The 25,134-nt window shown below is 69.3% G+C and carries 21 protein-coding genes and 1 riboswitch; of the genes, 19 read left to right on the top strand and 2 right to left on the bottom strand.

The window, feature by feature from the left end; translation table 11 throughout:
- Positions 1 to 678 precede the first annotated feature (678 nt).
- The 4 genes from H0E82_RS01635 to H0E82_RS01620 all read left to right on the top strand — a co-directional run bounded on the left by H0E82_RS01635 (position 679) and on the right by H0E82_RS01620 (position 6,093).
- On the top strand, positions 679 to 1,596 hold the full coding sequence (locus H0E82_RS01635; protein ID WP_180543230.1) for an AEC family transporter: 918 nt from the start codon (positions 679 to 681) through the stop codon (positions 1,594 to 1,596).
- Positions 1,597 to 1,775: 179 nt separating this feature from the next.
- Positions 1,776 to 3,734, top strand: a complete 1,959-nt coding sequence (locus H0E82_RS01630; protein WP_180543229.1) for a TonB-dependent receptor plug domain-containing protein — start codon at positions 1,776 to 1,778, stop codon at positions 3,732 to 3,734.
- A 35-nt stretch (positions 3,735 to 3,769) separates the two neighbouring features.
- Complete coding sequence (locus H0E82_RS01625) at positions 3,770 to 4,252, top strand: YfiR family protein (RefSeq protein WP_180543228.1); 483 nt, start codon at positions 3,770 to 3,772, stop codon at positions 4,250 to 4,252.
- A complete protein-coding gene (locus H0E82_RS01620; RefSeq protein ID WP_180543227.1) occupies positions 4,249 to 6,093 on the top strand; it encodes a putative bifunctional diguanylate cyclase/phosphodiesterase in 1,845 nt (614 codons plus the stop codon). Before H0E82_RS01625 ends, H0E82_RS01620 begins: the two co-directional genes overlap by 4 nt.
- A 48-nt stretch (positions 6,094 to 6,141) precedes the next feature.
- On the opposite strand, the gene H0E82_RS01615 is transcribed toward H0E82_RS01620, so the two are convergent.
- Positions 6,142 to 6,696, bottom strand: coding sequence for a hypothetical protein (locus H0E82_RS01615; protein WP_180543226.1), 555 nt, complete (start codon positions 6,694 to 6,696; stop codon positions 6,142 to 6,144).
- A 562-nt stretch (positions 6,697 to 7,258) separates the two neighbouring features.
- The gene (locus H0E82_RS01610) at positions 7,259 to 8,587 is read right to left on the bottom strand and encodes an OmpP1/FadL family transporter (RefSeq protein ID WP_180543225.1); all 1,329 of its coding nucleotides are present in this window, start codon (positions 8,585 to 8,587) and stop codon (positions 7,259 to 7,261) included.
- Positions 8,588 to 8,803: 216 nt separating this feature from the next.
- On the opposite strand from H0E82_RS01610, the gene H0E82_RS01605 reads away from it, so the two are divergent.
- The 15 genes from H0E82_RS01605 to H0E82_RS01535 all read left to right on the top strand — a co-directional run bounded on the left by H0E82_RS01605 (position 8,804) and on the right by H0E82_RS01535 (position 25,113).
- Positions 8,804 to 9,502, top strand: coding sequence for a rhomboid family intramembrane serine protease (locus H0E82_RS01605; protein ID WP_180543224.1), 699 nt, complete (start codon positions 8,804 to 8,806; stop codon positions 9,500 to 9,502).
- Positions 9,503 to 9,586: 84 nt separating this feature from the next.
- Positions 9,587 to 9,910, top strand: a complete 324-nt coding sequence (locus H0E82_RS01600) for a DUF1820 family protein (protein WP_180543223.1) — start codon at positions 9,587 to 9,589, stop codon at positions 9,908 to 9,910.
- A 106-nt stretch (positions 9,911 to 10,016) separates the two neighbouring features.
- The gene (locus H0E82_RS01595; RefSeq protein ID WP_180543222.1) at positions 10,017 to 11,702 is read left to right on the top strand and encodes an electron transfer flavoprotein-ubiquinone oxidoreductase; all 1,686 of its coding nucleotides are present in this window, start codon (positions 10,017 to 10,019) and stop codon (positions 11,700 to 11,702) included.
- Positions 11,703 to 12,071: 369 nt separating this feature from the next.
- Positions 12,072 to 12,587, top strand: a complete 516-nt coding sequence (locus H0E82_RS01590; protein ID WP_180543221.1) for a c-type cytochrome — start codon at positions 12,072 to 12,074, stop codon at positions 12,585 to 12,587.
- 89 nt (positions 12,588 to 12,676) lie between these two features.
- Positions 12,677 to 14,395 (top strand): ExeM/NucH family extracellular endonuclease, encoded by a 1,719-nt coding sequence (locus H0E82_RS01585; RefSeq protein WP_180543220.1) that lies wholly within the window; start codon positions 12,677 to 12,679, stop codon positions 14,393 to 14,395.
- A gap of 25 nt (positions 14,396 to 14,420) precedes the next feature.
- Entirely contained in the window at positions 14,421 to 15,089 is a 669-nt protein-coding gene (locus tag H0E82_RS01580) for an alpha/beta hydrolase (RefSeq protein ID WP_180543219.1), read from the top strand.
- Between the two features lie 73 nt (positions 15,090 to 15,162).
- Positions 15,163 to 16,350: a cell division protein ZapE gene (gene zapE / locus H0E82_RS01575; RefSeq protein ID WP_180543218.1), complete on the top strand. Its 1,188-nt coding sequence runs from the start codon at positions 15,163 to 15,165 to the stop codon at positions 16,348 to 16,350.
- Positions 16,351 to 16,760: 410 nt separating this feature from the next.
- Positions 16,761 to 17,360 carry an FMN-binding negative transcriptional regulator gene (locus tag H0E82_RS01570; RefSeq protein ID WP_180543217.1) on the top strand — a complete coding sequence of 200 codons (600 nt, stop codon included), beginning with the start codon at positions 16,761 to 16,763 and terminating at the stop codon, positions 17,358 to 17,360.
- 184 nt (positions 17,361 to 17,544) lie between these two features.
- Positions 17,545 to 17,756: riboswitch (cobalamin riboswitch) on the top strand.
- A gap of 191 nt (positions 17,757 to 17,947) precedes the next feature.
- On the top strand, positions 17,948 to 20,443 hold the full coding sequence (locus tag H0E82_RS01565; protein WP_180543216.1) for a ribonucleoside-diphosphate reductase subunit alpha: 2,496 nt from the start codon (positions 17,948 to 17,950) through the stop codon (positions 20,441 to 20,443).
- A gap of 331 nt (positions 20,444 to 20,774) precedes the next feature.
- Positions 20,775 to 21,824, top strand: coding sequence for a ribonucleotide-diphosphate reductase subunit beta (locus H0E82_RS01560; RefSeq protein WP_180543215.1), 1,050 nt, complete (start codon positions 20,775 to 20,777; stop codon positions 21,822 to 21,824).
- A 60-nt stretch (positions 21,825 to 21,884) separates the two neighbouring features.
- Positions 21,885 to 23,132 (top strand): hypothetical protein, encoded by a 1,248-nt coding sequence (locus H0E82_RS01555; protein ID WP_180543214.1) that lies wholly within the window; start codon positions 21,885 to 21,887, stop codon positions 23,130 to 23,132.
- A 35-nt stretch (positions 23,133 to 23,167) separates the two neighbouring features.
- On the top strand, positions 23,168 to 23,662 hold the full coding sequence (locus H0E82_RS01550) for a flavodoxin (protein ID WP_180543213.1): 495 nt from the start codon (positions 23,168 to 23,170) through the stop codon (positions 23,660 to 23,662).
- On the top strand, positions 23,634 to 23,978 hold the full coding sequence (locus H0E82_RS01545; RefSeq protein ID WP_180543212.1) for a thioredoxin family protein: 345 nt from the start codon (positions 23,634 to 23,636) through the stop codon (positions 23,976 to 23,978). The genes H0E82_RS01550 and H0E82_RS01545 overlap by 29 nt, the downstream gene beginning before the upstream one ends.
- Entirely contained in the window at positions 23,978 to 24,382 is a 405-nt protein-coding gene (locus tag H0E82_RS01540) for an acyl-CoA thioesterase (RefSeq protein WP_180543211.1), read from the top strand. The genes H0E82_RS01545 and H0E82_RS01540 overlap by 1 nt, the downstream gene beginning before the upstream one ends.
- Before the next feature lie 188 nt (positions 24,383 to 24,570).
- On the top strand, positions 24,571 to 25,113 hold the full coding sequence (locus H0E82_RS01535) for a hypothetical protein (protein WP_180543210.1): 543 nt from the start codon (positions 24,571 to 24,573) through the stop codon (positions 25,111 to 25,113).
- Positions 25,114 to 25,134: the final 21 nt, after the last annotated feature.

Here is a 25,134-nt window from a genome sequence, read left to right as displayed (position 1 = left end):
CCGCATGAGCAGCCACGGCTCGCGGGGCACGCCTCGCGCGACTGCGAAGGTGAGCGCCCGCCGCGCCTCGGCGGGCCGGAGCGACTGAGCGCCTCGGACGGAGCACGGCTTCGTCCGCGGGCGCACGCCCGCCGCCTCCGGCGGGCCGGGTGTGTTGCCGCGGCTGCGACGGTCCGCCGTGCCGCGGCAGGCGGGCACGGGGGAAGGCGGCGCATGAAGCACCCGTCGCGCGCGACACGCCCGCCCGCGAGTGCAGGCGGAACGGACGCATCGCCACCGCCTGACACGGTGGTGGGCGCTCGACGGGGCCGGATGTCCGTCCTGACGGGCAGGCGCGGGCCCGCGCAGCAGGCGTCGCCGCCTGCGCGCGGACGCCCGTGCCCGGCCCGTGGACGCCGGTGCGACGTCGCAGGTCCGAGCCGGGCATGACCTGCCGACCGCGCATCGAACGACCGGGCGGCGTCGCCCGCAGGCGCCACGGCCTGGCGCAGCGCGTGGCGCCGGTCGGGCGCCCGGCGCGGACGGACCTGCGCGATGGTCGATGTCCGTTGCCGCGCTGCCTTGCGCACGTCTGACCTGCGGCGCGTCCCCGTCGACCGCGGCACGTCGCAGCCGGGCCGTGCCTCGGGCGTATCGCCTGCCGCTACCATGCCGCCTCCCCCGCAGTCCTGACGGCCCATGGCCTTCGATGCCTTTGCCCTGATCCTGGCGATGCTCGCGCTGGGCATGCTGTTCGCGCGTTTCGGCGTGCTCCCCGACGGCGCCGCCGAGGTGCTCAATCGCGTGGTGCTGCTGGTCTGTCTGCCGGCCGCGGTCCTGGTGCACGTGCCGTCGCTGCGGTTCGATCCCGCGCTCGTGGGCTTGGCGCTGACCCCGTGGGTGCTGACGGCGGCGACGGTGGCCCTGGTCTGGCCGCTGGCACGCCTGCTGCATTTCGCGCGGGACGAGACCGCGGTCGTGCTGCTGTGCGTGGCGCTGTGCAACAGCAGCTTCATCGGCTATCCGATGATCGGCGCGCTGCTGGGCGAGGACGCGGTGGCCTATGCGGTGGTCTACGACCAGTTCGGCACCTTCGTGCTGCTATCGACGTTCGGCCTGGCGGTGATCGCGCGCTACGCCGGCGACACGCCGCCGACGGCGCGCCAGATCATCGGACGGATGCTACGCTTCCCGCCGCTCTGGGCACTGGCCGTCGCACTGACCGTGATGCCGGCCGAGCCGCCGGGCTGGATCGACAGCGGCCTGCGCAGCCTGGCGAATGCCCTGCTGCCGCTGGTGATGCTGGCGGTGGGTCTGTCGATCCGGTTGCGCCTGCCGGCGCAGGAGCTGCGTCCACTGGCCACGGGTCTGGTGCTCAAGCTGCTGGTGATGCCGGCCATCGCGCTGCCGGTGTCCCTGGCGTTCGGCATGTCCGGCACCCTGCTGCAGGCGAACGTGCTCGAGGCGGCGATGCCGAGCATGATCACGGCGGCCGCGCTGGCGATCGCCGCGGGCCTGGCGCCGCGGCTGGCGGCGGCCCTGGTGGGTTACGGCATCCTGCTGTCGATGCTCACACTGCCGGCCTGGGCCTGGCTGCTGGCGCGCATCGCCGCCTGACCGGGCGCGGCCGGTCTCGCGCGCCGGCCCGGCACGCCACGCCGGAAGGACGCGTCCCGCCGCACCGGCGGTCAAGAACCGGCACACGGGGCCGATACCGGAACCGAGGGCGCCCCCGCCCAACGACCTGCCGACGACCGATGCATCCAATGACCCGCGCGCATCCGCCCCCGGCGCCGATGCCCCGCCGCATCGCCCGCCTGTGCGCGGCCCTGCTGGCCGCCACCGCGACGGGCGCGCTCGCCCAGCCCGGGACCGCGGATCTCACCGCCATTCCGTTCGAGCAGCTGCTCGACATGGAAGTCCAGACGGCGTCGCGGTTCCAGCAGAAGGCCAGCCGTGCGCCGTCCGCCGTGCGCGTGATCACCGCCGACGACATCCGCCGTCACGGCTGGCGCACCCTGGCCCAGGCGCTGGAGAGCCTGCCGGGCCTGCACGTCAGCGACGATCGCGGCTACACGTTTCTGGGCGCACGCGGCATCCTGCGCCCGGGCGATTTCGGCACGCGGTTCCTGCTCCTGGTCGACGGACACCGGATGAACGACCCGGTCTACAGCCAGGGCCCGGTGGGCTGGGAGTTTCCGCTCGACGTCGAGCTGATCGAACGCATCGAGTACGTGCCCGGCCCGGGTTCGGCGCTGTACGGTTCGAACGCGTTCTTCGGGGTCATCAACGTGATGACCCGCGACGCCGCCTCGGTCGAGCGCGGCGAACTGGACCTGATCGCCGGCAGCCAGGGGCAGCGTGCCGTGCGCGCCTCGCTGGCCGTGCGCGGGGCGCTGGGCGAGACCCTGCTGTCGGCCGATGTCACACGCAGCGCGGGCGACGATCTCGCGCTGCCGGTCTACGCCGACGAGACGGGCGACGGTGTCGCCCGCGGGCTCGACGGGATGCGGGCGCGCCGGCTGTTCGTGCGTCACCGCAGCGGCGATCTCAACCTGTCGCTGATCGCCGGCCAGCGCACCAAGGACATTCCCACCGCGAACTACGAACAGGTGTTCGGCGCCCCGGGGTCGGACATCGACGACCGCTGGGCGGTGCTGGGCGTGGACTGGACCCGTGCACTGAGCCCGGTGACCGACGCCTACGTCCAGGGCCGCCTCCTCGACTTCCGCTACGTGGGCAACTACGTCTACGAAGTGATCAACCGCGATGTCGCGCGGGGCCGGTCGCTGGCCGTGGAGACCGGCCTCGTCACGCGCGCGTTCGAGCGCCACGTGATCGCCGCCGGCGTCGAGGTCGTCGTCAAGCGCGACGTCGACCAGCGCAATTTCGACCCCGCGCCGTACGAGGTCCATCTCGACTCGCACCAGGCCGCCGAGCGTGTGGGCGTCTACCTCAACGACGAATGGAGCTGGACTCCGGACTGGTCGCTGTCGACCGGCCTGAGGCTCGACAGCGAGGACGGCGGCAACGTGCGCCTGAATCCCCGCCTGGCGCTGGTCGGCACGCTGCGCCCGGGGACGACGCTCAAGGCGATCACCGGGCGGGCCTTCCGCGCCCCCAATGCCTACGAGCGCTATTACGAAGCCCAGGGCCCGGGCGGACAGCGCGCGAACCCGGGACTCGGTGCCGAGCACATCCGCACCGTCGAGCTGCTGCTGAGCCACGAGCTCGGGGCGGCGACCCAGGTCGATGTCGGCGTGTACAGCTACCGCTTGCACAACCTGATCAGCCTCGTGGAAGACGGGGAGATGCTGACCCTGCGGAACGCCGCCACCGCGAGCAGCAAGGGGCTCGAAACCAGCCTCTTGCACCGCTGGTCCGGCGGCGTGCAGCTGCGTGCGAGTTACGCCTACGCCAAGGTGGACGGCTGGGAGGAACACGGTCAGCCGGTGAACTCGCCCAGACACCTCGCGAAGGCCTACGTCACCGCGCCGCTGGGCGAGACGGTCTCGCTCGCCCTGGGCAGCCGCTACACCTCGCGCCGCGCCACCCGCGACGGCACGGTCGGCGGCGCCACCGTGACCGATGCCAACCTGCTGTGGGCCGTGCCGGGCAGTCGCCTGGAGCTGGCGCTCGGCGTCGAGAACCTGTTCGACCGCCGGTACGCCGATCCCGTGGGTCCGGAGTTCCTGCCCGACGCGATCCCGCGTCGCGGCCGCGCGGCCCACCTCGACCTGCTCTGGCGCTTCTGATGGCTGCGCGCCCCGTTCCCCGGTCCCGGCGCCGCGTGCGCCCGGCGGGCGCGGCGCTCGCCGTGCTGCTGGCGCTGTGCGCGCCGGCGCTGGCCCAGGTGGAGGAAAACGCGCTCAAGGCGGCGTTCGTCTACAACATCATCAGTTTCGCCAGCTGGGACGGTCCGCTGCGCCGCGAGGTGTTGGTGGTCTGCACCGCAGTCGACCCCGGGCTGTCCGCGGCGCTGGCGACGCTCGACGGGCGCCAGGTCGCCGAGCGCCGGTTGAGCTTCCGCGCCGCGCGGGACATGCCGGCCGGTTGCGACGTGCTGGTGCGCGCCGCCGCGTCGCCGGCGGTGTCGGCGCAGCCCGGCCGGCTGGTGGTCTGCGACGGCTGCGTGCTGCCCGACGCGGTGACCTCCGTGGCGCTGGGCCGCGACGGCGCGCGGTTGCGCTTCGACGTGGACGCCGCAGTGGCCAGCGATGCCGGCGTGACCTTCAGCAGCCGGCTGCTGCGCCTGGCCAGGCGCGTGCTGTGACCCGCGAGGACGCCGATCGGCTGGGCCGCAGTTTCGAACGTTCGAGCCTGCTCGCCTCGGTCCTGGTGCTGACGATGGCCGGCGTCGTGCTGGCGCTGCTGCAGTACGTCGGCCTGCGCCGGGAACTGGTCGAGGACGCCGGCGCCCAGGCCCGCATCGTCGCCCTCAACAGTGCCGCCGCGGTGCTGTTCGAGGATCGGGTGGTGGCGGCCGAGATGCTCGACGCGCTGAGCGCGGCATCCACGGTGCGCGCGGCGCGCATCGAGGACGAGACCGGAACGGTGCTGGCCACCTACGTGGCCGTGGGCGCGGTCGACGGCATGGGCGACTGCGGGCTGGACTGCACCCGGGTCTCGGCGCCGATCGAACATGCCGGCGCGCCGCTCGGCGCGGTGGTGCTGGAGGTCTCGCTGCAGCGGGTGTTCAGCCGCCTGCTGGCGTTCGCCGGCGCCTTCCTGGTCGCGGCGATGGTGGCGCTGGCGTTGAGCCTGCCGCTGCTGCGCCGGATGCGGCTGCGCATGCGCCTGGCCGAGGCCCGGCTCGACCATCTCGCGCACCACGATCCGGTCACCGGCCAGCTCAACCGCAACGCCTTCAACGCCACCCTGCACCGCGCGCGCGATGCGCGCGCGCAGTCGCGGCACGCGCTGCTGCAGCTGGACATGGACCGCTTCAAGGAGATCAACGACACGCTGGGCCACCTCGGCGGCGACGAACTGCTGCGCCAGGTGGGCACCCGCCTGGCGTCCGCGATCCGCGCCGAGGACCAGCTGTTCCGGCTCGGCGGCGACGAATTCGCGGTGCTGATGCATCCCGTCGCCACCGCGGCGGAGGCGGACGTGGTCGCGCAACGGGTGCTGGCGCAATTCGCCGCCCCGTTCCGCATCGCCGGCCACGAGCTCTACGTCACCGCCAGCGCCGGGGTGAGCCTCTACCCGCAGGATTCGAGCGAGTTCCACGATCTCGCCGGCAACGCCGACGCGGCGATGTACGAGGCCAAGCGCCACGGTCGCAACCGGGTCGCGTTCTTCGATCCGCGGCTGCGCGAGGCGATGGCCGAACGGCTGCGGCTGCAGACGGATCTGCGCCGCGCCCTGGAACAGGACGAACTGGCGCTGCACTACCAGGCCCAGGTGGACACCCGCAGCGGCGCGCTGACCGGCGTGGAGGCCCTGCTGCGCTGGGACCATCCGACACTGGGGCCCGTGTCCCCTGCGGTGTTCGTGCCGATCGCCGAGGAGTCCGGTCTGATCGTGCCGATCGGCCGCTGGGTACTGCGCGAGGCCTGCCGTCAGCTCGCGGCGTGGCGCGGGGCCGGATTCTCGGGGGTGCGGGTCGCGGTCAACCTGTCGGTCCGCCAGACCCGCGACGAGCAGCTGCCCGACTTCATCGACGCGCTGCTCGGGGAATTCGGCCTCGCCCCCGCCTGCCTCGAGCTGGAGATCACCGAAAGCGTGCTGATGGAGGAGGCGGATCTCGCCATCGGCCTGCTCGCACGCCTGCGCGCGCGCGGCCTGCGCCTGGCGATCGACGATTTCGGCACCGGCTATTCGTCGATGGCCTACCTCCAGCGCCTGCCGATCGACGCACTGAAGATCGACATGACCTTCGTACGCGACATTCCCGGCGACGGCGAGGCCATCACCACCGCGATCCTGGCGATGGCCCACGGCCTCGGCCTGTGCGTGGTGGCCGAAGGCGTGGAGACCCAGGCCCAGCACGACTTTCTGCGCGCTGCCGGCTGCGACCAGATCCAGGGATACCGGATCGCCCGCCCGGTGCCACCGGACGACGTGCTCGCCCGCTGGCACGCGGACGCGACCGAGGCGGTTCCGGGCTGACGTCCCGCGGGGCGCGCGGCGCGTGCGGCGTGCACGCTCGGGACGTGCTCAAATGCGCGTGAGCCCGAGTTCGTCCAACGACACCTCGCGTACGCACAGTGCCGCCAGGGCATCGGAGTCCGCGACCCCGATGCCCTGGGGCCTCGCATGGGTCCACAGGGTCACGTGCGCCGGCGGCACGGGGCGCGGTGTGCCGGTGTCGGCGAGCGCGCGGTAGAACGTCGCGAGGCCCGGCAACTCGAGCAGCTCGATGATCGATCCGGCATCCGGCCCGGGCGGTTGCGGTCTGCGCAGACGCAGGAAGCGCCGCGTGCGCCGGTAGCGCCAGTCGCACGCGGCGAAGGCGCTGCGCAGCAATGTCTCGGCGCCGGGTCCGCCATGCCGGGCCCGGATCGCGGCGATCGCATCGCGCCCGGCCAGGGTGATGTGCAGCTCGGCCTTGGGTACGAAGACCAGACCGTCGACGATGCGCTCGCCGCACGGCAAGGCCCAGTCGGGGCCGCACACCGGGACGGTCAGGGTGTCGTGCGCGCTCAGGCCCGGCCAGGGCGTCGCTGATGGCGCGTGGTGCCCGGAAGGACGGCGATCATCGGACGGGATCATCAGTGGATGCCGGACGGGTGGCGCCGGGCATGCCGACGTTGGACCCGCGCAGTCTGCACTGCGGTCAGGTGCCCCGGCGTCATCGGCGGCCGGCAGGGACCGACCCGCCGTGGGCGCGCGTCGAGGTCGGCAGACGTGCCGCGTGCCGCGCGGCCCGGCGCATCCGCACCGCGCGCTGGACGTGACGCGATGCCACGGCGTAGGACGGACCGCTGCCTGGTGCGAGCCACCCGCCGCTGCGCGAAGGCGCGGCTTCGTTGCCGCGCGCGGTCGCGCGCGGCGAGGGCGCACGGCCGCCCGCCGAGGCCCCGGGCCAGTGACTGCAGGCCGGTCCCGCATGACACGCCGGGGCGCACATCGCCGCGGCCCTCGAGACGCAGGCGCCCGCGTGCGCGATGCGTCGTGTGCGGCGATGTGCGCGACCGATCGTGCCCCGCATCGCCGCGCTGCAGGCATGCAGGTGCCTGCAGCGGTAAGGTCCCGACGCCGCAGCGGGTTCCGGCGGACCGTAAAAAAACGCCCCGCCGAAGCGGGGCTCTCCATGTCGCGTCGATCCGGAGGATCAGAAGCGGTACTGCGCCGACACGCCGAACAGGTTGGCGTTGCCGTCGAAGCCGCCGGCGACGCGGCTGCCGCCGCTGGTGGTGTCGATCCGCGGGCTGCGCGGCTCGATGCGGGTGTAGGCGAAGTTGACGTCGAACGCGTCGCTCATCGCCCAGGTCGCGCCGACCGAATAGAAGATGCGGTTGGCATCGGGCAGGCGCGGGGTGCGGTGCTGGAGGCTGGTCGGGGTTTCGTCGTACGCGACGCCGCCACGCAGCGTCCAGGTCTCGTTGAGCGCGTATTCGGCGCCGAGGGCGGCGAAGTAGGTGTCACGCCATTCGAAGGGCTCGACCGAGTCCGGATCCGGGTTCTCGAACTGGATACGCACTTCGCGCAGCGACGACCAGCCGGTCTCGGCATAGGTGGCCGACAGCATCAGCGCATCGGTGACCTGCCAGGTCGCGCCGATGTTGAGGATCGACGGGGTGGTCAGGTCGGCGCCGCCGGGGCCGTCGAGAAACAGACCCGGCTGCGCCTGGCCCAGCACCGCGGCGGCATTGCCCGGCACGGTCCAGTCGGCGGTGCCGGCCAGCTCGTAGTCGATTTCGGAGCGGTAGCTGACGCCGACCGACACGGTATCGGTCGGACGGAAATGCGCGCCGACCAGCCAGCCGAAGCCGTTGTCGTCACCCTGGATCTCGGCCAGGCCGTCAGCGCTGCCCGGCAGGAAGCCCGGAACACGGGCACCGGCCAGCAGGCCGCCGAAATCGACGGCGCGCGACAGGGTCACGTCGGCGCGCGAGGCGATCACGCCCAGGCCCACCGAGAAGCGGTCGCTGATGTCGATCGCACCCGACAGGGTCAGGTCCACGATCCGCACGTCCGAAGTCTGCGCGGCGTAGCGGCCGACCCAGCCCGCGTCGTATTCGGTCTTCAGGCCGAACGGGGCGCTGATCATCGCGCCGAGGGCGACGCCGTTGTCGAGCTTGTGCACGACCGACAGCGCCGGCACCGGGGTGACGTCGCCGGCGTTGCCGCCGTTGCCGCCGGTCAGCGGACGGCCGAGCGGATCGGTGCCGCTGCCCTGGAATTCATAGTTGAGGTCGATGACGGTCAGGTCGGCCTGCACGGTGGTGCGGTCGAACTGGGTCATCACGGCCGGATTGTTGGTCACGACCGAGCTGTCGCCGGTCTTCGCGGCGGTGCCGGCGAAGGACGTGCCCTGCGACTTGACGCTGTTTTCCTTGAGCTGGAAGCCGGCAGCGTGCGCCGGGGCGGCGAAGGCCAGCGCGCCGGCGACGCCGAGTGCCAGCGCGGTGCACTGGATGATGCGGGGGGTGGTAGCCATGTGTCGCGTTCTCTCCGAATGAGGCATGTAGTGGATGCTCCGCGGACGCGACCCGGCCCCCCTTGGTCGTCGTCAGCTTCCGGACATCCCCTCCCGAACGCGGCGCGCGCGGACTATACCGTACCTCCCCGTCCGGACGCAGTGCGCCACCCGCCGGACGCCGCGGCGCGCGCCGCGCTTTACCGCGTCCTCGGCGGCGGCCGACAATGGCCCGCGATGTTCATTTCCATCCCCCACCGACGTGCCAAGGCCCCGCTGCGCTGGGCCGTGCCGATGCTGTGCGCGGTGCTGTGGCTGGCCTTCCTGTGGGCGGTGACCCGCTCGGCCAGCGATCACTACACGCTGCTGCTCGACTGGGGTGCGTTGTACGGCACACCGGTCGGCGCCGACGGCGTGCAGGTCAACTGGCTCGATCCCGGTCCGTGGCTGCGCCTGGTCACGGCCCTGTTCCTGCACGCCGACTGGGCGCATCTGCTCGGCAACCTGGTGTTCCTGCTGATCTTCGGCCTGCCCGCCGAACGCCTGATGGGCGCCTGGCGCCTGCTGGTGCTGTTCCTGATCGGCGGCGCGCTCGCCAACCTCGCCGCGGTGCTGGCGATCGGCACGCCCGACCGTCTCATCATCGGCGCGAGCGGCGCGGTCTCGGCGCTGATCGGGGCCTATCTGGCGCTGTTTCCCCGCGCGCGCCTCGGCGTGGTGGTACCGCTGGGCCTGTTCCTGGAATTCGTGCGCGCGCCGGCATCGCTGCTGATCGGCATCTGGGCGGTGCTGCAGGTGTTCTTCGCCTACATCGGGCCGGCCTACGGCGCGGTGGCCTGGGCGGCGCACGTGGCGGGCTTCCTGCTCGGCATCGTGTTCGCCCTCGTGTCGCGGCATGCGATCGGGCAGCGCCTGCGCCGGCTCAAGGGGTATTGAGTGCCACGCAGGATCCGGGGATTGGGAAACGCCTGCACCGTCGCCACCTCCGTCCGCACCACCCGACGCCCGTAGACTGCCCGCATGACTGCCAGGACGCTGCACAAGGTCACCTTCCTCAGCCACGGCAAGGTCTACGAGCTGTATGCGCAGCGCGTGGAGAGCGGGCGGCTGTGGGGCTTCGTCGAGGTGTCGGACCTGGTGTTCGACGTGCACGACGGCCTCGTGGTCGACCCGACCGAGGAACGCCTGCGCGACGAGTTCCGCAATACCCGCACCCTGCACCTGCCGATGCAGAGCGTGCTGCGGATCGAGGATGTCGAGAAGAAGGGCCAGTCGGCCATCCGTGACGCGGAATCGGGCGAGAAGGTGGTCACGCCGTTCCCGTTCCCCGCCCGGCCGCGCTGAGCGGGCACCCGCGGACCCCGCGTTACACTCGCCCGCCCACGCAACCATCGCGTGCCGGCTGCGATGCTGGCCCGCCCGTCACCCAGGCACACCGCCCAAGGCAACGATGACGACTCCCCAGCACCTGCTCGACACCCACGGCCCGCGCGAATCGATGGAGTACGACGTCGTCGTCGTGGGCGCCGGCCCCGGCGGCCTGGCGACCGCCATCCGCCTGAAACAGCTGGCCGCCGAAGCGGGGCGCGAGGTCTCGGTCTGCGTGCTGGAAAAAGGCTCCGAGCCGGGCGCGCACATCCTCTCGGGTGCGATCGTCGATCCGCGCGCGCTGACCGAACTGATCCCGGACTGGAAGGAGAAGGGCGCACCGCTGAAGCAGGCGGTCACCCGCGACGAATTCCTGTTCCTCGACGAGACCGGCGCGAAGTCCACGCCCGATTTCTTCCTGCCCGACTGTTTCAAGAACCACGGCAACTACATCATCAGCCTCGGCGCACTGACGCGCTGGCTGGCCACGCAGGCCGAAGGTCTCGGGGTGGAGATCTTCCCGGGCTTCGCCGCGGCCGAAGTGCTCTACACCGACGCGGGCGTGGTCCGCGGCGTGGCCACCGGCAACCTCGGCGTCGGCAAAGACGGCGAGCCGACGGCCGAATTCCAGCTCGGCATGGAACTGCTGGCGAAGTACACGATCTTCGCCGAGGGCTCGCGCGGCCAGCTGGGCCGCGAGCTGATCGCGAAGTTCGCACTCGACGAAGGCCGCGACCCGCAGAGCTATGGCATCGGCATCAAGGAACTCTGGCAGGTCGATCCGGCGAAGCACGAACCCGGCCTGGTGGTGCACACCGCCGGCTGGCCGCTGACCGACGACACCTACGGCGGCTCCTTCATCTATCACGCCGAGGACGGCAAGGTCGCGATCGGCCTCGTCGTCGGGCTCGACTACCGCAACCCGTGGCTGAGTCCGTTCGAGGAATTCCAGCGCTTCAAGACGCATCCGGCGATCCGCACGTATCTCGAGGGCGGCAAGCGCGTCGGCTACGGCGCGCGTTCGATCACCGCCGGCGGCCTGCTGTCGATTCCCAAGCTCGTGTTTCCCGGCGGCGCCTTCGTCGGCTGCGAGGCCGGCACGCTCAACGCCAGCCGCATCAAGGGCAGCCACGCCGCGATCAAGACCGGCATGCTTGCCGCCGAGGCCGCGGTCGCCGCACTCGGCGAGGGCCGCAGTGCCGATGAACTGTCCGCGTATCCGACGGCGTTCGAGGCCAGCTGGCTGCATGCGGAGCTGTCGCAGGCCAAGAACTTCAAGCAGTGGTTCAAGAAAGGCCGCACCACCGCGACGCTGATGACCGGCATCGAACAGTGGCTGCTGCCCAAGCTCGGCATCCGCGTGCCGCCGTGGACGATCCACCGCGACCGCCCGGATCACGCCTGCCTGGAACCGGCGGCGCAGCACACGAAGATCGAATACCCGAAGCCCGACGGCACGCTGACCTTCGACCGGCTGAGTTCGGTGTACCTGTCGAGCACCAACCACGACGAGGACCAGCCGGCGCATCTGACGCTGAAGGATCCGTCGGTGCCGGTGGATGTGAACCTGGCGACCTACGCCGGCCCCGAGGCGCGCTACTGCCCGGCCGCGGTCTACGAATACCTCGATGGCCCCGACGGCCCGTTCCTGCGGATCAACGCGCAGAACTGCGTGCACTGCAAGACCTGCGACATCAAGGATCCGACCCAGAACATCGTCTGGGTCGCGCCGCAGGGCGGTGGCGGGCCGAACTACGCGGGGATGTAGCGCAGCGCGCGGCGGTGGCGGACGGCGCCGTCCGCATCGAGATGCACGGAGGCGAGCGCATCGCGCAGGCGACGGCCACCGTGATGCCGCGCCGGTCGCGCCAGGTACCCCGCGCTCGGCGGCACGTCACCGCCGCGGCCTGCCTGGCCACCTGCATGCCTACGGCGCGCCGTGCGCCGGCGGCGTGGATCGCATGCGACACCGCCGGTTCGCACGCGGCCGGTCGCCGCCTTGCAACGCCTCCCGATGCCCCGCCCGCACGCCGCGCCATCGCGCGCGTGCGCCGCCCCGGCCGGAGACAAGTTGGAAACCCTGCCCGTATACTCGGCCGCAGCTGTGGCCAGACGGCCATGCCGCCAAGGGTGTTTCGTGCGTAATTACGATCTCGAATTCCTCAAGCGTTTCTCGCTCGTCCTGGTGTTCCTGAGCATCGTGACGCTGGGGCTGATCATCGGCGCGTGGATGCTGCACTCGTCCGTGCCCACCGAGACGCCGCCCAATGTGGCCAAGCGGACCGAGGCGCGGATCGCGCCGGTCGGCGCGGTCTATGCGGGGGCCACCGGTGCGGCGTCCCAGGCGGCCGCCACGGCCGCTGCGGCCGCGGCCGCGGCGTCCCAGGTCGCCTATGGCGGCACGCTCGACGGCGGCACGATCTACCAGAACCTGTGCGCCGGCTGCCACACCTCCGGCGCCGGCGGCGCGCCGACCCTGGTGCGCGCGCAGTGGGCCGCGCGACTGGCGCAGGGCACCGAGACGCTGTACCGCCACTCCATCGAGGGCTTCGTCGGCGAGGCCGGCGTGATGCCCGCGCGCGGAGGCAATCCGGCACTGTCGGACGAGCAGATGCAGGTCACCGTCGACTGGATGGTCGACAACCTCAAGTAAGCCGCCTGCGGGCGTCCGCCCCACCCCAGACGCCGCCCGCCCGGGCGGCGTCGTCGCATCCGGCCCCCGCCGGTCGCTGGAGATCGAGCATGTCCGTCCGCCTTCGCCCCCGTCTTCTCGCCAGCCTGCTGGCCTGTGCACTGCTGGCCGCGTGCCGGGCCACCGCGCCCGCCTCCGACGCGTCGCCCGTGGTCGACACGCCCGCGGGCGTCGGCGGCCTCACCGACGTCGTGCTCGAGGGGCGGGTGACCGGCGCGTTCGCCGATGGGCTCGGCGGCTGGTTCGTCGAGTCGCCCGGCGCGCGCGGGGATGCGCCGCGTGCTGTGTTCGTCGAGGGGGTGGACGGCCAGCCGGTCCCGGCGACCGGCGCCCACGTCCGCGTGACCGGGGCACTGCGCCGGGCGGACGGACTGCCCACGCTGCAGCCCGCGAAGGTCGAGACCCTCGCGACGCCGGCGCCCGCACTGACCCCGCTGCGCCTGTCCGGTCCGCCGGAGGACTGGCCGTCGCTCGCCGGCCGCTGGGTCCGCATCGAGGCCCCGTTGACCCTCAGCGGCCAGCACGATCTCGCCCGCCGCGGCAGTCTGGTCGCGAGCTTCGACGGTCGGCTGTTCGTCCCGACCGAGCTCGCCCACCCGGGCGTGCAGGCCGCGACGGTCCAGGCCGCGAACGCGCAGCGCCGCGTGCTGCTCGACGACGGCCGCGAGGCCGCGCCCGAGGACGGCGCGCCGTGGTACCTCCCCGCGACCGCGCGCGCCCTGCGCAGCGGCAGCGTGCTCACGGGCGTCGAAGGCATCGTGGACCACCGCCACGGGGCCTGGCGGCTGCAGCTCACCGCACCCGTCCAGGTGCAGCCCGCGCCGCGCCCCGCGCCGCCCCGGGTGGACGGCGACGTGCGCCTCGCCGCGTTCAATCTGGAGAACCTGTTCAATGGCGACGGCCGCGGCGGTGGCTTCCCGACGCCGCGCGGCGTGGCGACGCCGGCCGAACTCGCGCGCCAGCTCGACGGGCTGGTGACCACCATCGCCGCGCTCGATGCCGACGTCGCCGCGCTGATGGAACTGGAAAACGACGGGTTCGACCGCGATTCGAGCATCGCCCACCTGGTGGATGCGCTCAACGCAGCCGGGCCGGCGCGCGACTGGCGCTTCGTCGACGCCGGCGTCGGGCCGGGTTCGGATGCGATCCGGGTCGGACTGATCTACCGGGCCACGCGGGTGCGACCGGACGGCCGCCCCGCCACCCTGACCGGTGGGCCCTTCGACCGCCTGAGCCGGGTTCCGCTGGCGCAGGCCTTCGTTCCGGTGCACGCCGGCGGCGTGGACGGGGCCGCCTTCACCGTGGTCGCCGTGCACTTCAAGTCCAAGGGCTGCGGCCAGGCCGACGGCGCCGATCGCGACCGCGGCGACGGTCAGGCCTGCTGGAACGCCACCCGCACCGACTCCGCTCGCCGCCTGCGGGACTGGCTGGCGACCGCACCGACCGGCGCCAGCGAGCACGTGGCGGTGGTCGGCGATTTCAATGCCTACGCCATGGAGGACCCGATCCGGGTCTTCCGTGACGCGGGCTGGCAGGATCCCTTCGCCGCGGCGGGCGCGCCCGCGCACAGCTTCGTCTTCGACGGCCAGGCCGGGCGCCTGGATCACCTGCTGCTGACGCCCGCGCTGGCGGCACGGGTGGCCGGCGCGGCGAAATGGCACAGCAATGCCGACGAGCCGGCCGACATGCGCGAGCGCGAAGCGCGCGGGCCGTGGCGCAGCTCCGACCACGATCCGCTGGTCGTCGGCCTGCGCCTGCGCACGGAGTGAACGTGGCGACGCTTATCATTCACGCATGACGTTCCCCCCGTTTCCCACCGTTTCCGGCTCCCTGACCCTGGCCGGCCCCGCCGGCGCCCTCGAGGCCGCGATCGACCTGCCCGGCGACGAGGTCGAGGCCCGCCCGGTGGTGGCCGTGGTCTGCCATCCACTGCCCACCGAGGGCGGCACGATGCACAACAAGGTGGTGACGATGGTCGGCCGCGCGCTGCGCGAGCTGGGCGTCACCACGGTGCGCTTCAACTTCCGCGGCACCGGCGCGTCCGAAGGTCGTTACGACCAGGGCGATGGCGAATCCGCCGATCTCGCCGCCGTGGCCGGGTGGGTGCGCCGCGAACGGCCCGGCCACGCATTGTGGCTGGCCGGTTTCAGCTTCGGCGCCTACGTCTCGCTGCGCGCAAGCGACGCCCTGCGCCCCGACCTGCTGCTCTCGGTGGCGCCGCCGGCCGGTCGCTGGGATTTCGACAGCATCGTCCTGCCGCGTTGTCCCTGGCTGGTGATCCAGGGCGAGGCCGACGAGATCGTCGATCCCCAGGCCGTCTACCACTGGCTCGAGGACAGCGGCGCCGAGGCCGAGCTGGTGCGCATGCCCGACACCAGCCACTTCTTCCACCGCAAGCTGATGGATCTACGCGGCGCGGTGAAGCACGGCGTGCGCGACCACCTGCCGGACGCCGCGGGCTGATGGGCCGGCCGTTGCGCGCTCCGGCCACGGCCGGCGTCCGGGCGTGCGCGTGCGCGGCCCGGCTGCGTCGGCGATGAGCACCGCGCCGCTGCCGTCGCAGCGCTATGCCCAGGGCGTGGCCCGTGGCGACTGGCAGGCCGATCCCGCACAGCAGCCGGCGCTGGTCGAGCTCGATCGTCTGCACGTCGCGCTCGCCGCACCGGCGCCGCGCCGCGGCCTGCTCGGACGGCTGCTCGGCGCCACCGCGCCCGAGGCCGCACCGGGCCTGTACCTGTGGGGCGGCGTGGGCCGCGGCAAGACCTTCATGATCGACCTGTTCCACGACGGCCTGCCGCTGCAGCCGATGCGCGGCGCGGCGGCCGTCGACCCCGCTGCGCGTGCCGCGCGGGATCCTGCGCGCCACGCGGTGCCCGATCCCGCGCTCGGCCGCAAGCGCCGCACGCACTTCCACCGTTTCATGCGCGAGGTCCACGACGCGCTGCGCACCCATGCCGGCGAACGCGACCCGCTCGCGGCGATCGTGCGCGGCTGGCGCGACGCCGGGCTGCGCGTGCTGGTGCTCGACGAGTTCTTCGTCAGCGACATCGGCGATGCGATGCTGCTCGCGCGCCTGCTCGACCGCATGTTCGCCGACGGCATCGTGCTGGTGACCAGCTCCAACGTCGACCCCAAGGACCTGTACAAGGACGGCCTGCAGCGCGCGCGCTTCCTCCCGGCGATCGACCTGCTGCAGCGTCACTGCCGCGTGGTGTTCCTGGAAAGCGACACCGACTACCGCATGCGCGCGCTGACCCGCTCGCCGGTCTACCGCACGCCACTGGATGCCGGCGCCGATGCCTGGCTCGACACGCGCTGGCACGAACTCGGTGGCGACGACGAGCATCGCGACGCCGGCATCGAGATCGACGGCCGCCGCATCCGCGTGCGTGCGCGCACGCCGGGGATGGCCTGGTTCGATTTCGACGCGCTGTGCGAGGGTCCGCGCGGGGCCGGCGACTACATCCAGATCGCCACCGAGTTCCACACCGTGCTGCTCGGCGCCATTCCGCACATGGACGCCACCCGTGACGACGCGGCCCGCCGCTTCGTCACGCTCGTCGACGAGCTCTACGACCGCAACGTCAACCTGGTGTGCACCGCCGCGGCCGAGCCGCCGGCGCTGTACTCGGGCGAACGCCTGGCCGGCGCGTTCGAGCGCACCGCCTCGCGTCTGATCGAGATGCGCAGCGCCGAGTATCTGCAGCGCGAACACCGCGGCTGAGCATCGGCCGGGGCGCAGCGCCCGCCGCGGACGCCCACCCGATCCATCGCTCGCCGCGTCGGTCCTGCAGGCGGGGTGTTCGGATCCGCCCACCGGCTTCGGCGCATGCCGTCGGCGGCTCTCCGGCGGCCTGTCCATGCGAGCGGATCGCGGCGTCCGCCTTGATCCGGGCGCGCACCCTGCATCGCTACGATGCGTCGGACCGCAGTCCGGGAGCACCCGATGGCCACCTGCAGAACACCAGCGTCGTCCGCCACGGTCGGCGCCCCCCTCGCCCGGGCCGGCACCGGGCGCGCCATGCCGCACGGTCGCGGATGCGCACGGCCTCCGGCCGCGGCCGGTGAGGTGTCCGGCGCCTCGCCCCCGCGTGCATGCGCCGGCGCTGCGGCAGGCGACACCGGCGTCCGCCCATGAGCGGCCCCTTCGATCCGCGCAGCGACACCGACGTGCTGGCCCTCGTGCGGGCCTATCCGCTGGCCTGGGTGATCGGCCACGGGGGCGCGATGGGGCCCTTCGATGCGACCCCGCTGCCGTTGCTCCCGGAACTCGACGCTGCCGGCCGGATCGTCTCGTTTCTCGGTCATTTCGCCCGCGCCAATCCGCAGGTCGAGGCCCTGCGCGCCGATCCGCGCGCCCTGCTGCTGTTCAAGGGCCCCGACGGCTACATCCCGCCGCGCCTGGTCACCAGCCCCGCCTGGGGCGCCACCTGGAACTACGCGGTCGCACGTTTCTCGGTGCGCATCGAGTTCGTCCCCGACGAGAACGCCTACGCGCTCGAAACCCTGGCGGCGGCGCTCGAGGCCGGCAATCCCGAGCCCTGGACCCCCGACCGGATGGGGCCGCTCTATCCGCAGAAGCGCCCGCACATCATCGCCTTCCATGCGCACGTCGAGCAGGCGCGGGCGACCTTCAAGCTGGGCCAGGACGAAACGCCGCAGACGTTCGAGGAGATCGTCCAGGGGCTGGACCATCCCGCCCTGCGCGACTGGATGCGCGCCCAGCGCGACTGACCCCGGCCGTGCGGGCCGATCGGGCACCCGATGCGGGGGCCCGACACCCCTGCCGGCACTTGCCCGGCGCGGCCCGATCTGCATCGGCAGGCGCCTGCCTGGGGCTTGACGAAACGCGATTGCCGTCCTGACGCGGCCTGCCGCCTCTTCACTACATTTAGCGTTGACGCTGCCGACCCACCCCACTATCTTGGGCCGGGTCGGTTCCGCGCCTCCAGGGGCAGTGGATTAAAACGGGAAGCCGGTGACGCCTCGCGCCACTCCGGCACTGCCCCGCAGCGGTAATTGGGAACAACCCCGCCATGGCACTGGAGCGATCCGGGAAGCGGCGGGCGAGGAGACGGCGTTGCCGTCGCGCCCATGAGTCCGAAGACCTGCCGACAGCCGCGCGATCAGCACAGCGCGCGGTGCCGGCTGCGGTCGCTCCGTGGGGGGCGGGCTTGCGGAGGGGGAGAGCGATGGCGCCATGCGCCCGATCGCGGTTCCTGCGACGCCGCCCGACCACCCTGTGATGCGCCTTCAGCCGCCGGACCCCGACGCGGGCGGGCCGGTCGTGTGCGCGAATGCACTGGACACAGAGAGGACGCATGACCAGCCACGACACCGTCACGACCGATGCATCGGCCGCCGCAGACGCCAGCCCGACCCTCGCCCCGCCCACCCTTCCCGTGACGCCGCCTGCCGTCGATGCCGCCGTCGACGATCTGGTGCCGCCGCCCCCGAGTGCCGCCATGAACACCGCAATCGCCGCATCCACCGACGCCGACGCCGGCGTCTCCACCTGGATCACCAAGGAAGCCGGCAACCGCCGCATTCCGTTCGATCGCGCGCGCCTGGAGCGCAGCATCGACCGCACCCATGCCGAATTCCCGCAGCTCGACATCGCCGACTACAAGCGCAGCGTGTTCGGCTTCGTCGAGCGCAAGGAGGCCGTCAACGCCGACGACCTCACCGATCACCTGATCCGCGAGGCCGAGGCCCGCGTCGATGTCACCGCGCCGGAGTGGGAATTCTTCGCCGCCCGCCTGTACCTGCACCGCCTGTACAAGCGCGCCAGCCGCAACCGCTTCTACGACGCCGAGCAGAAGTACGGCTCCTACGTCGGCCTGCAGGAATCGCTGGCCGACCGCAACATCTACTCGAACGACATCCTGCGCGCCTATTCCAAGGACGAGCTGCAGGAAGCCGGCCGCATGATCGAGCCCGAGCGCGACAAACTCTTCGCCTACAACGGCCTTTACCTGCTGGCCACGCGGTATCTGGCCACCGACACCTCGCGCGCCGTGTTCGAACTGCCGCAGGAGCGCTGGCTCACCATCGCCCTGTACCTGATGCAGAACGAGACCAAGGGCGGCCGCGAGCGCCGCATGCAGCTCGTCGGCGAGGCCTACTGGGCGCTGTCGAACCTGTACATGACCGTGGCCACGCCGACGCTGCAGAACGCCGGCAAGGTCGGCGGCCAGCTGTCGTCGTGCTTCATCGACACCGTCGACGACAGCCTGCAGGGCATTTACGACTCCAACACCGACATCGCCCGCGTCTCCAAGGGCGGCGGCGGCGTGGGCGCGTACATGGGCTACGTGCGCTCCAGCGGTTCGGCCATCCGCGGCGTGCCCAACTCCTCCGGCGGCGTGGTGCCGTGGATCAAGCAGCTCAACAACACCGCCGTGTCGGTGGACCAGCTGGGCCAGCGCAAGGGCGCGGTCGCGGTGTATCTCGACGTGTGGCACCGCGACATCGAGAACTTCCTCGACCTGCGGCTCAACAACGGCGACCAGCGCCTGCGCGCGCACGACGTGTTCACCTCGATCTGCATCCCCGACCTGTTCATGGAAGCGGTCGAGCGTCGCGGCGACTGGTACCTGTTCGACCCGCACGAGGTCCACAAGATCAAGGGCTTCTACCTGCAGGATTTCTTCGACGAGAAGAAGGGCGACCCGAACGGCAGCTTCCGTCGCCGTTATGAAGAAGTGGTGGCCGACGAGCGCATCAGCCGCAAGACGGTCAAGGCGATCGACATCTTCAAGCGGATCATGGTCTCGCAGCTGGAGACCGGCAATCCCTTCATGTTCTACCGCGACGAGGTGAACCGGAAGAACCCGAACAAGCACGTCGGCCGCGTGTACTCGTCGAACCTCTGCACCGAGATCCTGCAGAACATGAGCCCGACGAAGATGATGCAGGAGATCATCTCCGGCAATCAGATCGTCACCACCAAGCAGGCCGGCGACTTCGTCGTCTGCAACCTGTCGTCGGTGAACCTGGGCCGCGCGGTCGTGCCGCAGCAGGGCCAGGGCGACCTGATCACCGACGTGCTCGAGCGTCTGATCCCGATCCAGGTGCGCATGCTCGACAACGTGATCGATCTCAACCAGCTGCCGGTGCCGCAGGCCACGATCACCAACCAGAAGTACCGCGCGATCGGCCTCGGCACCTTCGGCTGGCATCACCTGCTGGCGCAGAAGGGCATCCACTGGAACGAGAAGGAAGCGGAAGACTTCAGCGATTCGCTGTACGAGCGCATCAACTTCCTCACCGTGCAGGCCAGCATGGAACTCGCCAAGGAAAAGGGTGCCTATCCCGTGTTCGCCGGCAGCGACTGGCACACCGGCGCGTACTTCCGCGATCGCGACTACAACAGCCCGCAGTGGCTGGATCTGGCCGCGCAGGTCGGCGTCAACGGCATGCGCAACGGCTGGCTGATGGCGGTCGCCCCGAACATGTCCACCGCGCAGATCGCCGGCTCCACCGCGTCGATCGATCCGATCTACTCCGCGTTCTACTACGAGGAGAAGAAGGACTACCGTCGCCCGGTCGCCGCGCCCGGCCTGTCGCTCGAGACCTGGCCCTACTACGAGAAGGGCGCCTACAAGGTCGACCAGTTCGCATCGGTGCGCCAGAACGCGCGTCGTCAGCGCCACGTCGACCAGGCGATCAGCTTCAACTTCTACGTGCCCAGCACCATCCCCGCCCGCACCCTGCTCGACCTGCACATGACCGCGTGGAATCTCGGCATGAAGACCACGTACTACGTGCGTTCGAACGATATCGATATCGCCGAGTGCGAGTGGTGTTCGAGCTGAGGTAGATCCACCCGACAGGGCTCGGAGTCGTTTTCCGGCCGATGGCGTCCGGTACGCGCGCGGTCGATACCCGAAAACACGACTCCGACCCCGTACGCGCGGTGCCCCACCACGCGACGCTTCGAAAGCCGGCACTCGCACGATCCCCGCATCGCGCGAGCTTCAAGAAACAGCAAGGTGTCAGAGTCACTTTCCGGACGCGCCGCATCGGCTGACGGAACGTCCATTAGCCGGAAGTGACTCCGACACCGTCGCGCGATCCCTCACCGCGCGAGACTTTTCCGTCGCGCGATTCGACGTCGCGCGAGACTTCAGACACGAGAAACCGCACATGGCCGTTACGTCCACCCCGCTCGACCGCATCAAGATCCTCGAGCCGCGTCACCCCAACCGCTCCACCGGCATCATCAACGGCCAGACCAGCGGCATCCTCAACTGGAACGACATTCCGTATCCGTCGTTCTATCGCGCCTACAAGGAGCTCTCGACCAACTTCTGGATTCCGGACGAGGTCGACATGAAGGGCGACGCCAAGCAGTACGGCGAGCTCTCGGCGCGCGAGAAGAACGCCTACGATTCGATCATCGGCCTGCTGGCCACGCTGGATTCGCCGCAGACGCGCTTCATCTACAACGTCGCCGAATACATCACCGACCCGGCCGCGCACGCCAACGCCGCGATCATCGGTCAGCAGGAAGTGATCCACAACGAGAGCTACAGCTACGTGCTGGCCTCGATCACCGGTCTGGCCGACCAGAACCGCGTGTTCGAACTCGCGCGCACGCATCCCACGATCATCGCGCGCAACCAGCCGATCATGGATTCGTACAACGACTTCATGCGCGAGCGCTCGGCCGAAACGCTGATCCGCTCGCTGGTGCAGTCGTCGATCCTCGAAGGCATCAACTTCTATTCCGGCTTCGCCTACTTCTACAACCTGGTCCGCCAGAACCGGATGACCGGCACCGGCAAGATCATCAGCTTCATCAACCGCGACGAACTGGCGCACAGCAAGTTCATCAGCGAACTGATCCGCGCCATCGTCGGCGAGAACCAGAGCCTGCAGGGCGACGAACTCACCGAATACGTACACACGGCCTTCGAGCACGCGATCGAACTCGAGACGCGCTGGACGGCAGAAGTGCTCGACGGCATCGACGGCATCGACGTCGACGAAATGGTCCGCTACGTGAAGTACCGCGCCAACAAGATGGCCGGCATGCTCGGCATCGAGAAGCTCTACAGCGAATCGAACGAGAACGTGATGCCGTGGATCAAGGCCTACGCCGACAACTTCACCGAGACCAAGACGGACTTCTTCGAGATGCGGAATGCGTCGTACAAGAAGACGAATTCGGATAACGGGTTCGATGATCTTTGAACCGTTATCTACCTTCTTCCTGATCTGACTAAAATATCTATGCTATGGAAAGGATCTCTAATGCTTAAGTATTCAGACGTCTTTGTTCCTGGCGGCTTTCCGCGTCACACGTACAACCCTCGCGACTCTTGGAAAATTGAGGACCAAATTTCCGAGGTAAAAAGCAACCTATGCAAGCTTGTAACGGTCACCGGCCACACCAAGTCAGGAAAGACCGTTCTTACTCGAAAAGTTCTTCCACTGAATGAATCAGTATGGGTCGATGGCGGGATGGTTGATGCCGAAGACGACCTCTGGACATCTGTTCTCGAGCAGCTAGATGCGTACACGGAACATCATTCAGCCAGCGAAAGTGGGAGTTCCTCCACGATTTCTGGAAAAGGCACGGCAAGTGCAAATTTCATCGTCGCCAAGGGCGAGGGTGAGGTTGGCGCCGAGCACGAGCGAAACAGGAGTACGAGCGCGGGCCGTGCCCGCAAAGTCTCAAATCGGGTTGCCGCACTTACAGCACTTCGCGAAGCCAATGTCCCCTTGGTTATTGATGATTTTCACTACCTTCCGAAGAATCTTCAGGGCGGAATCGTCCGTGCGCTAAAGCCCTTAGTCTTTGACGGGGTGCCCGTAGTTCTAATCGCCATCCCTCACCGTCGATACGACGCGGTGCGCGTTGAGCGTGAGATGACGGGAAGGATGCTTCCCATGACGATTCCCACTTGGGATGAGAAGGAGCTCTCCTTCATCCCGACCAAAGGATTCCCCCTGCTCGGCATCAAGGTTCCCGATTCCATCGCGGCGCTGATCTCCAAAGAAGCGATCGGAAGCCCACATTTGATGCAAGAGTTCTGTCGTGGAATCGCGCGCCATATCGCGCAGTCAAAGACGAAGGAACTTGCTTTAGATTTTGATCCCTCTCCGATCTACAGAGAGGTAGCCAACACCATCGGCCGACCGATCTTCGAAAAGCTCGCCAAAGGCCCCAGGCAAAGATCCGACCGCGTAAAGAGAACCCTGAAGTCAGGTGGCGAAGCAGATATCTACCAGCTCGTGATTCATGCGCTTGCGCACCTTAAGCCCGACCTGGTCACGCTTGAATATGAAGATCTGCGAGCGGCCATCCGTGAAGTAATTAGCGGCAACATTCCACAGCTGCATGAAGTAGCTCGCGTACTGAAGCACATGGCAACCATTGCTTCAACGGACCAGAGCTCGACGCCCGTGATCGACTTCGACGAGAGCGATAAGAAGCTTCACATCACTGATCCTTTTTTTGCGTTTTACCTGCGCTGGGGCGACGTGAGCAGTACCTAAATGTAAGTACAAAACCCCTTAAAACTACGCGATAAATGCGCATCCTCCTCGCCCACACATCGCTCAGCGGCAACACCCGCGATGTCGCGCGTGCGATTCACGCACGGTGCGAGGCGCTGGGCCATGCCATCACCTGGATCGATGCCGATATCCAGACGCTGGCGAAGGCCTGCCCCGAAGGCGCCGAACACGATCTCTACGTGCTCGGCAGCTGGAGCATCAACGCCGGGCGCACGCCGCCGGAGATGAAGCGTTTCATCGAGGACCTCGTCGCCGCGGTGGGCAAGCCGGAGCGCGTCGCGGTGTTCGGCACCGGCGAGACGCAGTGGGGCGAGGAGTACTACTGCGGCGCGGCGCGGCGCATCGCCGCGTTCTTCGCCTCCCCCTATCAGCGGCTGGAAATCGAGCAGATGCCGCACGGCGAGCGCGACGCCGCCAACATCCAACGCTGGACCGACCACATCCTCGGCATTGCCGACACACCGATCGAGACCACCCCCCATGCAGACGCTCCACGCCTCCACCCCTGACGACTACGCCGCAGCACTGGCCGCGCACCCGCGCCTGCTCGTCGATTACTACAAGGACGATTGCCCGGGCTGCAAGATGCTCGACATGTCGCTGGCGAAGTTCGCCGCGAGCGAGGGTGCCGCCGGCGTCGCGCTGCTGAAGGTGAAGATGGAAACGATCGGCGAAGACTTCTTCCGGAACCTGGGCCTGCGCCAGACGCCGACGCTGGCGCTGTTCAAGGACGGCAATGAAGCCGCGCGCCTGCCGGGCTTCCAGGCACCGCCGCAGATCGCGCAGGCCGTGGCGGCGCATTTCGCCGCGGCGGACGCGGGTTGATGACACCGCTCATTGAGGCGCCCGAGACCGAGGCGCGGATGATGGAGATCGTGTTTCCCGATCACACCAACCATCTGGGCACACTGTTCGGCGGCACCGCGCTGGCGTGGATGGACAAGGCCGCCTTCATCGCCGCCTCGCGCTATGCGCGCCGCACCGTGGTGACCGCGCGCTCGGAGCAGGTGGATTTCAAGCTGCCGATCAAGCAGGGCCAGCTGGTGGAAACCATCGCGCGCGTGGTGGAAGTGGGCCGCACCTCGATGCAGGTGGAAGTGGAACTGGTGGCCGAGGACCTGCTCAGCGGCGAGCGCGAGCTGTGCACGCGCGGCCGCTTCGTGATGATCGCCCTCGATGCGCGCGGCCGGCCTGCGCCGGTGGCGCAACTTCCCGGAGATGCGGCATGAGCGAACTGTCGATCCTGCAATGGATTGCGTTGGGCCTGTTCATCGGCATCGTCTGCGGCGCGGTGTTGACCTTCTTCAACCGCAAGCGCTGATCGGCGCGTACGTAGCGCGCCGGCGACGTCGTATGTGTGAGCCATACAGAACGTTACAGAAATGCTTAGGGTGAGCTCAATGGAGAGGGATTCGAGATGGAAATCAATCGCAGAAAATCATCTTTATCGATAGCGGCATCTTCTTTGTTGTTGTCCGCTACGGCTTGCGCAACCAACCCCGTCCTTGATGGCAGCCTGGCAGATGATCTGAGCACTCTTGTCGCTGAAATTTCGAGATCGCCGGCCTCCTTGCACCAAACATTGGTGTCGAAGTTCGGCGAAAAAATCGACTCCCCCGAGTCCACGATTGAGTTAGGACCGTTGATCACCAGCGACGCATTCAAACTCAGCAACGTCTCCATCAGGAGAGGATTGCCTCACTATTCTAAATCCTCATCGGTCGTCATGAGTGTCGAAGATTCGCCATGCTATGCAGCAGAATCAGTTCGTAAGGATTTTTCAATCGGCGACACTGGCACCGTGCAGCAAGTGGAGCATGGCCTGTCGGGAGGATTGCAGAAAGCGAGTTTTTTCGACTGGATGTCGGAACGAACGACAACCGGTGAGATCAAATTCTTCTATGGCCGTTCGGAGTGCATCACCGCCATACAGATCAATTTCGCAGGAACCGCACGTTGACCATCGGGCTCTTACAGTCAA

Origin of the sequence: Luteimonas deserti (assembly GCF_013425765.1) — a bacterium.
In the GTDB taxonomy this organism is placed as follows: Bacteria; Pseudomonadota; Gammaproteobacteria; order Xanthomonadales; family Xanthomonadaceae; genus Luteimonas; species Luteimonas deserti.
The sequence above is the reverse complement of the archived record's forward strand: the minus strand, read 5'-3'. Positions and strand labels throughout refer to the sequence as shown.

What these genes read in the sequence shown, in the direction of transcription:
- H0E82_RS01580 (WP_180543219.1), top strand. Translation starts at nt 14,421, where the DNA reads ATGACGTTCCCCCCGTTTCCCACCGTTTCCGGCTCCCTGACCCTGGCC.
- H0E82_RS01550 (WP_180543213.1), top strand. Translation starts at nt 23,168, where the DNA reads ATGCGCATCCTCCTCGCCCACACATCGCTCAGCGGCAACACCCGCGAT.
- H0E82_RS01635 (WP_180543230.1), top strand. Translation starts at nt 679, where the DNA reads ATGGCCTTCGATGCCTTTGCCCTGATCCTGGCGATGCTCGCGCTGGGC.
- H0E82_RS01605 (WP_180543224.1), top strand. Translation starts at nt 8,804, where the DNA reads ATGTTCATTTCCATCCCCCACCGACGTGCCAAGGCCCCGCTGCGCTGG.
- H0E82_RS01630 (WP_180543229.1), top strand. Translation starts at nt 1,776, where the DNA reads ATGCCCCGCCGCATCGCCCGCCTGTGCGCGGCCCTGCTGGCCGCCACC.
- H0E82_RS01610 (WP_180543225.1), bottom strand. Translation starts at nt 8,587, where the DNA reads ATGGCTACCACCCCCCGCATCATCCAGTGCACCGCGCTGGCACTCGGC.
- H0E82_RS01585 (WP_180543220.1), top strand. Translation starts at nt 12,677, where the DNA reads ATGTCCGTCCGCCTTCGCCCCCGTCTTCTCGCCAGCCTGCTGGCCTGT.
- H0E82_RS01570 (WP_180543217.1), top strand. Translation starts at nt 16,761, where the DNA reads ATGAGCGGCCCCTTCGATCCGCGCAGCGACACCGACGTGCTGGCCCTC.
- H0E82_RS01595 (WP_180543222.1), top strand. Translation starts at nt 10,017, where the DNA reads ATGACGACTCCCCAGCACCTGCTCGACACCCACGGCCCGCGCGAATCG.
- H0E82_RS01560 (WP_180543215.1), top strand. Translation starts at nt 20,775, where the DNA reads ATGGCCGTTACGTCCACCCCGCTCGACCGCATCAAGATCCTCGAGCCG.
- H0E82_RS01545 (WP_180543212.1), top strand. Translation starts at nt 23,634, where the DNA reads ATGCAGACGCTCCACGCCTCCACCCCTGACGACTACGCCGCAGCACTG.
- H0E82_RS01555 (WP_180543214.1), top strand. Translation starts at nt 21,885, where the DNA reads ATGCTTAAGTATTCAGACGTCTTTGTTCCTGGCGGCTTTCCGCGTCAC.
- H0E82_RS01565 (WP_180543216.1), top strand. Translation starts at nt 17,948, where the DNA reads ATGACCAGCCACGACACCGTCACGACCGATGCATCGGCCGCCGCAGAC.
- H0E82_RS01535 (WP_180543210.1), top strand. Translation starts at nt 24,571, where the DNA reads ATGGAAATCAATCGCAGAAAATCATCTTTATCGATAGCGGCATCTTCT.
- H0E82_RS01600 (WP_180543223.1), top strand. Translation starts at nt 9,587, where the DNA reads ATGACTGCCAGGACGCTGCACAAGGTCACCTTCCTCAGCCACGGCAAG.
- H0E82_RS01540 (WP_180543211.1), top strand. Translation starts at nt 23,978, where the DNA reads ATGACACCGCTCATTGAGGCGCCCGAGACCGAGGCGCGGATGATGGAG.
- zapE (WP_180543218.1), top strand. Translation starts at nt 15,163, where the DNA reads ATGAGCACCGCGCCGCTGCCGTCGCAGCGCTATGCCCAGGGCGTGGCC.
- H0E82_RS01615 (WP_180543226.1), bottom strand. Translation starts at nt 6,696, where the DNA reads ATGATCCCGTCCGATGATCGCCGTCCTTCCGGGCACCACGCGCCATCA.